The 6,112-nt window shown below is 73.7% G+C and carries 5 protein-coding genes; 3 read left to right on the top strand and 2 right to left on the bottom strand.

The genetic code is table 11. The features are described from left to right. On the bottom strand, positions 1-1,115 hold a 1,115-nt coding region (locus JWR81_RS26790), incomplete at its 3' end, for a sugar phosphate isomerase/epimerase (RefSeq protein ID WP_297658904.1). A gap of 195 nt (positions 1,116-1,310) precedes the next feature. Here JWR81_RS26790 and JWR81_RS26785 point away from each other — a divergent pair. Further along, the gene (locus tag JWR81_RS26785; protein ID WP_297658902.1) at positions 1,311-3,053 is read left to right on the top strand and encodes an alpha/beta fold hydrolase; all 1,743 of its coding nucleotides are present in this window, start codon (positions 1,311-1,313) and stop codon (positions 3,051-3,053) included. An 11-nt stretch (positions 3,054-3,064) separates the two neighbouring features. Here the strand turns inward: JWR81_RS26785 and JWR81_RS26780 are convergent, their stop codons facing one another. Then, positions 3,065-3,904 carry an IclR family transcriptional regulator gene (locus tag JWR81_RS26780; protein ID WP_297658900.1) on the bottom strand — a complete coding sequence of 280 codons (840 nt, stop codon included), beginning with the start codon at positions 3,902-3,904 and terminating at the stop codon, positions 3,065-3,067. A gap of 282 nt (positions 3,905-4,186) precedes the next feature. Between JWR81_RS26780 and JWR81_RS26775 the strand changes: the two genes are divergently transcribed. Then, positions 4,187-5,170: a LysR family transcriptional regulator gene (locus tag JWR81_RS26775; protein ID WP_297658898.1), complete on the top strand. Its 984-nt coding sequence runs from the start codon at positions 4,187-4,189 to the stop codon at positions 5,168-5,170. Between the two features lie 74 nt (positions 5,171-5,244). Next, on the top strand, positions 5,245-6,112 hold an 868-nt coding region (locus tag JWR81_RS26770), incomplete at its 3' end, for an AAA family ATPase (protein WP_297658896.1).

The raw sequence follows: 6,112 nt of genomic DNA, 5'->3' as shown, positions 1-6,112 counted from the left end.
ACCCCGATGGCGGCCACGGCGGCGCCCGCGGCGGCGCCCCCGTTGAGCAGCACCGTCGCCGCGCCGTGGCGCCAGAGCTGTACCGGCTTGGACCGGTGCTGCGCGGCGTGCACGAACCCGAGCGCGGCGAGCGTGCCGGCCACCGCGGGCCCGGACGCGTCGTCGACGGCCAGCTCGGCGAACGCGTAGCCGGCGAGCTGCGGCTCGGGGGGAGGAGCCGCCGCCGTCAGCCGCTCCCGGACGGCGGGCGGCGCGTTCGGCACCGTCGCCTCCTGCAGCGCGAGCAGCGAGCGCAGCGCGTCGACGGCCGTGCGGCGCGGGTCGGACTGGCGGAAGACGTCGTTGAACACCTCCAGCGACAGCGGCCCGTCGTAGCCGGCGGCCAGCACGTGCCCGAGGAACGCGGGCAGGTCGAACGTGCCCTGGCCGGGGAACAGCCGGTGGTGGCGGCTCCACTGCAGCACGTCCATGTCCAGGTGCGGCGCGTCGGCGAGCTGGAGGAAGAACAGCTTGTCGCCGGGGATGCCGCGGATGCCGGCCGGGTCGGAGCCGCGGGAGAGGATGTGGAAGCTGTCGACGCACAGCCCGAGCGCCGGGTGGTCGGCGCGGCGGACGATCTCCCACGACCGCTCGTAGGTGTTGACGTGCGTGGCCCAGGCCAGCGCCTCGTAGGACACCCGCATCCCGCGCTCGGCCGCCAGGTCGCCGAGCCGGTGCAGCTGCTCGGCGATGAGCCCGTCGTCGTCGACGGCGTGCGGCGAGGCGGCCGAGCACACGAGCACCAGGTCGGTGTCCAGCTCCGCCATCACGTCGAACTTGCGCCCGGCCCGGCGCAGGTTGAGCTCGACCTGTTCAGGGCGGACGTCGTCGAAGTCGCGGAAGGGCTGGTAGAGATCGATCGAGAGCCCCAGCTCGGCACAGCGGTCGCGCACGTCGGCGGGCGACCACGACGACCCGACGAGGTCGGGTTCGAAGATCTCGACGCCGTCGAAGCCCGCGGCCGCGGCGGCGGCGAGCTTGTCCTCCAGCGTGCCGGAGATGCAGACGGTGGCCATCGCCGTGCGCAGGGAGGTGGGCGCGGTGGCCTGGTGTGTCGCGACGGCGGATGCGGTCATCGGGCTCCCCGGGTGGGCGTCGGTCCAGGATCGCCGGTCGCGGCGACGAGTGGGGGGCGTTCCCGGCCAGTGGACGTCACCACCAGCCCTTGCGCCGCACGCGCCCACGGTCCCCGTGCCCCACCCGGGGCGGCCCGTGCTTCCGACCAGCGGGAGAGCAGCCCCGCCGCGTCGCCCCGACGCGAGGATGGACCTATGGCACAGGACGCGGACTCCGCCCGTGACGTCGCAGAACGGGCCGCCGGTGTGCTGGGCCCCGAGTCCGATCTCTTCGAGGACATGGACGCCGCCGGCTTCGGCGACGCCCTCACCCAGGCGCTGCGCTCGACGCTGGCCAACCCCGCCGTGCCGGTGCGGGCGACGATGCGGCTGGCCACCGACCTCGCGCAGATCCCGGTCGTGGCCGCCACCCGCTGGCTCGGCCGCGACGCCGCGCCGTCGTTCGAGGTGGACCCGAAGGACCGCCGGTTCGCCGACCCGAGCTGGGCGGCCAACCCCGTCTACTACTCGGTGCGGCTGGGCTATCTCGCCGCGTCCCGCTTCGCGCGGGAGGTCGTGGGGTCGGCGGCGCTGGAGGCCGACGCGGCGCGCAAGGCCGCGATGGCCGTGGACCTCCTGCTCGACGCACTGGCGCCCACGAACTTCCTCGCCACCAACCCCGCCGCCCTCAAGCGGGCCTTCGACACCGGCGGCGCGAGTCTGCTGAAGGGCGCCCGCGCCTTCGTCGACGACGTGCTGCACAACGAGGGCCGGCCGCGGCAGGTGGACACCAGCGGCTTCGAGGTCGGGCGCAACCTCGCCGCCACACCCGCGAAGGTGGTCTTCCGCAACGACCTCATGGAGCTGCTGCAGTACGAGCCGCAGACCGAGAGGGTGCACGCCGCTCCGCTGCTGTGCAGCCCGCCATGGATCAACAAGTACTACGTGATGGACCTGGCGCCGCAGCGCAGCTTCGTCGAGTGGGCGGTGCAGCACGGGCGCACGGTGTTCGCGATCAGCTACCTCAACCCGTCGGAGGACATGTCCGGCACGACGATGGACGACTACCTGGTGTACGGCCCGCAGACCGCGCTCGACGTGATCGGTGAGATCACCGGCGCCGAGACGATCGACATCGTGGGGCTCTGCCTCGGCGGGGCGCTCACCGCGATCACCGCGGCCTACCTGACCCAGACGGGCGACGAGCGCGTCGGCACGCTGACGTTGCTCAACACGATGCTCGACTACACCGACCCCGGGGCGCTCGGCACGTTCACCGACAGGCGCACCGTCGACAAGCTCGAGAAGAAGATGCGCAAGGAGGGCACGCTGCCCGGCGCGTCGATGGCCGGCACGTTCGACATGCTGCGCGCCAACGACCTGATCTTCAACTACGTGGTGTCGAACTGGCTCATGGGCCAGGACCCGCCCGCGTTCGACATCCTCGCGTGGAACGCCGACTCGACGCGCATGCCCGCCGCGATGCACGCGTTCTACCTGCGCAACTTCTACGTGGAGAACAAGCTGGCACAGGGCCTGCTGGAGATCGGCGGCCGCACCGTCGACCTCACCACGATCAAGTCACCGACCTACGTGGTGAGCGCGATCAACGACCACATCGTGCCGTGGGAGTCGGCGTACAAGACCTGCGGGCTGGTCAGCGGCCCCACGCGGTTCGTGCTGGGCAGCGGCGGGCACATCGCGGGCATCGTCAGCCCGCCTGGGCCGAAGGCGTGGCACATGGTCGCTCCCTCCGACGACGGGGCCGGGACGGACACCGCGCTGCCGCCCTCGGCCGACCTGTGGCGCGCGAGTGCCGAGCGGAAGGCCGGCTCCTGGTGGGAGGACTGGGCGGGCTGGTCGGAGGCGAGCTCCGGCGCGATGCGCAAGCCCCCGAGGACCGGCAGCCCGACGTACCCCGTGCTCGGCCCCGGCCCGGGGACCTACGTCCTGACCTGAGCGCTCCCGGCTCAGGCCCGGACCGCCTCGCGCGACGCCTGCGGCGCCCCAGCCGCGGGACCGCTCACCGGGATCCCGATGACGGCACTCGCCATCGACTCTGCCACGGCCGCGACCGCGACCGCCGTGCTCGGCTGCCCCGCCAGCTCGCGCGACAGGCTGCGCGACGCGATCGACAGCGCCGCCATGATGGGCTGCAGCTCGTGGCCGAGGTCGCGCACGCACAGCTCGATGGCGGCCACGACGTCCCCGCCCGGACCGAACACCGGCATGGCGACGCCGCAGGTGCCGGCCTCCAGCTCCCACCGCGTCACGGCGACACGGGTCAGCCGGGTCACGGCCAGGGCTCGCCGGAACCGGTCCGGTGAGGTGACGGTGTGCGTCGTGTACGGCCGGAGCCCCCGCATGATCGTCATCTCGACCGTGCTGACCGGCGCGAACGCCAGCAGCGCGCGTCCCACGGCCGTCGGGTGCGCCGGCAGCGTCGCGGCCGGGGTGAACGCCGACACGGGCCGCTGGCCCGGCGCCTTCTCGATGTAGGCGACCTCGAGGTCGTTCAGCACGCCGAGGCGGGCGCGGCACCGGGTGGCGGCCGAGAGGTCCTCGAGCACGCACGGGGCCCTCTCCTGGATGCTCGGCGGGCAGCCGTCACGGGTGCCGATCATCCGTAGCGGCAGCCCCGCGCGGTAATGACCCTGCTCCGTGCGGTCCAGCAACCGCCACGACGCCAGCTCGGAGGTGAGCCGGTGGGCCGTCGAGATCGGCAGGCCGGCGAGCCGGGCGATCTCGGTCAGCGAGTGCTCGCTGCCCTCCGTGAAGGTCATCAGGATCGCAGTGATCTTGCTGGTCACAGATCGTCCGGATTCGGCGGAGTTGCCTGCCATCGATCGCTCCTCGTCGTCGTGGAGGTGGGCCGCACTTGCCGCTAGCCGAAAGGGGCACGTCACCTACTGGTGATGAGGTGTGACCGGGTTCACTCAACAGAACACGCTCTCCACCCGGTCGCGCCAGAGCGTGATACCCGGAACTCCATCCGTTCCACGCATGGGTGACCGCCGCCCCGGGGTACCGGCACGAAACCCTGGGGTGGTTCACCGGTGCGAACCCGGATGCGGGGGTCCAACCTCTACTCAGTGGAACTGGACTGGCTGGAGACGTTTCTCGCTGTGGTGGACCGTGGGGGGTTCACCGCGGCGTCCGAGCAGGTCCACCGGTCCCAGTCCCGGGTCAGCGCCCACATCGCCGGTCTCGAGCGCGAGCTCGGTGTCCGGCTGATCGACCGCTCGCACCGGCCCGCCACGCTGACGGCCGCGGGCCAGGTCTTCGCCCGCCACGCACGCGAGATCGTGTCGGGCATCGGCTCGGCCCGGTCCGCGGTCGGCGCCCTGCGGGCGATGGAGCAGGAGTCACTCTCCGTGCTCACCACGCCGTGCATCGGCGCCGCCCTCTTCCCCGCCGTGGTCGCCGGGCTGGCCGAGCAGCTCCCCGGGGTGCGGGTGGTGCTGTCGGAGCAGTGCTGGCACGACGTCGAGCGCCGGTTCCCGGCCGACGGCATCGTGGTCGCGGTGCTGCCGACCCTGCCGCACCCGCTGGCCCCGGGCCTTCAGGAACGTCTGCTCTGGCGGGAGCGCATCCGCGTCGTCGTCCCCGAGGACCACCGGCTGGCCCGGGAGGGGGCCCCGGTGCCGCCCGAGCAGCTGGTGACGTACCCGCTGGTCGTGGCGGGTGCAACGGGCGAGGCCGAGCCTGAGTTGCTCCACCTGCTGGCCGCGCGCGGTCTCGCCGCCGCCCCGCGGGTCACCGTCGACAACCCGTCGACGGTGGTGGCGATGGTCCGGGAGGGCGTCGGTGTCGGCGTGCTGAACGGCGTCGCCGTGGAGCACGCCGACACCACGGGGCTGGCGACCCTCGACATCGACGATCCCGACATGGTCCGCGAGGTGGCGGCCTACTGGTACGACGTGCTCGTCACCACCGGGGTCGGGGCCGCCCTGCAGCGGACGGTCCTGCAGGCCCCGGTGCCGCGCGGGGGTACGCGGATCGGCGCCCGGCCGGCGAGCCGGCGGCCGGGGACGGGGGCCGCGCAGCGGGGTGTCCGGGGGCTGCTGGGGCGGTAGGGTCGTTCGTCCCCCTGTCCGCCCGGGGCGATGACGCCTCCCCACGGTGCGTCACGCCGTCACCTGAGGACGCGATGGCGCTGTTCGTCGGCCGGCAACCCGAGCTCGCGGTGCTGCGTGCCCGGCTGGCCGACGCCGTCGCCGGGCGCCCGCAGGTCGTCCACATCCAGGGCCCGGCCGGCATCGGCAAGACCGCGCTCATCGAGCACTTCCTGCAGGATCCCGGCATCACGCCCGCCCCGGTCGTCGTGCGCTCCAGCGGCGAGGAGACCGAGTCGCTGCTGGCGCACGGGGTGGTGGAGCAGCTCGCCCGCTCGGCGGCCGGGGCCGGGGCGGCGCTCCTGGAGGCCGTGGCGGTGGGTGCCGACACGCGCGTCGAGGACCCCGTCACGGTGGGCACGCGCATCCTCGACCTGCTCGACCGCATCGACGGGCCGGCGCCTGTGGTGCTCGTCGTCGACGACGCGCACTGGGCCGACCTGCCGTCGTTGCAGGCCTTGATCTTCGCGCTCCGCAGGCTGGTGGCCGACCCGGTGCTGACGCTGGTGGCCGTGCGCGACGACCGCGCCGCGGAGCTACCGGAGAGCCTGCGGCGCCTGGTCAGCGGCCACCGCGGCAGCGAGCTCCGGCTGCGCGGGCTCGACGAGCAGGATCTGCGCGACCTCGCCTCCGAGCTGGGCATCGGGCTGGAGCCACCCGCCGCCCGGCGACTTCGCTTCGGCACCCAGGGCAACCCGCTGCACGCGCGGGCGTTGCTGGAGGAGTTCCCGCCGGCCGGCTGGGGCCCGGAGCGGCAGCCGCTGCCGTCGCCGCGGTCGTTCCGGCTGCTCGTGCAGGACCGCTGCGCAGCCTGTCCCGAGGACACCCGCAGGCTGGTCGACGCCGCGGCGGTGCTCGGACCGCACTGCCCGCTGCCGCTGGCCGCCGCGCTCGCCGGCGTCG

Source organism: Pseudonocardia sp., from assembly GCF_025965585.1.
GTDB lineage: Bacteria > Actinomycetota > Actinomycetes > Mycobacteriales > Pseudonocardiaceae > Pseudonocardia.
Note: the sequence above shows the minus strand (reverse complement) of the source record. Positions and strands in the feature narration are given on the sequence as shown.

Excerpts from the sequence above, each read along its gene's own strand:
- JWR81_RS26785 (WP_297658902.1), top strand. The coding sequence starts at position 1,311 with ATGGCACAGGACGCGGACTCCGCCCGTGACGTCGCAGAACGGGCCGCC.